At 55.2% G+C, this 1,340-nt stretch carries 2 protein-coding genes; both read right to left on the reverse strand.

Going from position 1 to position 1,340, the window contains the following annotated elements:
* The coding region (locus tag A3AY_RS34790) for an ABC transporter ATP-binding protein (RefSeq protein ID WP_018325302.1) at nucleotides 1–713 on the reverse strand (713 nt) is incomplete at its 3' end.
* A gap of 1 nt (nucleotide 714) precedes the next feature.
* Nucleotides 715–1,340, reverse strand: a 626-nt coding sequence (locus tag A3AY_RS34795; protein ID WP_040668371.1) for an ABC transporter ATP-binding protein, incomplete at its 5' end; no start/stop codon positions are given.

A 1,340-nucleotide genomic window follows, 5' to 3' on the forward strand; every position in this document is an offset into this window, starting at 1 on the left:
TTGCGCATCACCGTGACCCTGTCGGCAATTGCAGCTGCTAAATGAAGGTCATGCGTTATAAATATATAAGCCAGACCTCGTGACACCCGTAATTCCAGAAGAAGTTTCAGAATTTCTGCACTGACCGAAACGTCTAGCATACTGACGGGCTCATCAGCGATCACGAGTTCCGGTTCCATAACCAGAGCTCCGGCAATCACCGCTCTTTGCCTTTGCCCGCCCGAAAGCTCGTCAGGGTATCTGCGCGCAAAAATCTCGGCGGGCCGCAGACCTGCAGATGCGATTGTGCTTAGGACCTTTTCAGAAATGCTCTTTGCGCCACCCCCAAGATTATTGACGATCAGTGGTTCGGCCACATGATCGAAGATGGTCTGTGATGGATTCAAAGACGAGAATGGATCCTGGAATATCATCTGCACGCGCTTGCGATAGGCTCGTACTGCCGCTTGAGATCCGAGCCTTGTCACATCCTCTCCGTTCATGAAAATCTGGCCCTCGGTCGGTGTCTGAAGGCGTGTAGCTACCCTAGCTAAGGTCGATTTTCCGGAACCGGATTCTCCCACGATAGCGTGGATCTCTCCTCGGTGAACGGTGAGATTGACGCCGTCCATTGCGCAAATTTCTTGTAGCGCAGTTCTGCGGAACACATCTGACAACTTGCGATGTGGAGAAAAGCGCACTGACACGTCGCGGAATTCGAGAAGCGGTTCCATGTTATAACTCCTCGACCAGATGGCAGGCCACGCGAACCCCTTTAGCGAGGCGTAGCTCGGGCCGTTCAGTGGTGCAGATTGCTCTCGAAAACGAGCACCGTGGAGCGAAAGCGCACCCTGCACGTGGCTCGTCGGGCCGAGGGGGAGCCCCCGGGATCGGCTCGATCGCCCGAAAATCTCGATCGGAGCGCGGCGCCGATGCCGTCAAGGCTCTGGTGTATGGATGACTTGGGCGACCAAGAACTTCCTCGACTGGTCCCATTTCAACGATGCGACCGGCATACATGATTGCGACCTTGTCGCAGGTCGTGGCGATCGCCGCCAAGTTGTGACTGATCATGATTGTTGTCAGCCCGCGATCCTTTTGGAGGCGATTCAGCAGGTCAAGAATTTCGCCTTGTACGACGACGTCGAGAGCGGTCGTAGGTTCATCGGCAATAATAACGCCAGGATTTGCAGCGAGCGCCATCGCGATCATTGCCCGCTGCCGCATCCCGCCCGAGAACTGATGCGGATATGCGTCTGCTCGTGACCCGTCAATTCCAACGCTTTCAAGAAGTTCGTGGCACCGATGTCGCGCACGCGAGCGACTAATAGATTTGTCGCGGCAGATTGCTTCGACAATCT

Origin of the sequence: Rhizobium giardinii bv. giardinii H152, from assembly GCF_000379605.1 — a bacterium.
GTDB lineage: Bacteria > Pseudomonadota > Alphaproteobacteria > Rhizobiales > Rhizobiaceae > Pararhizobium > Pararhizobium giardinii.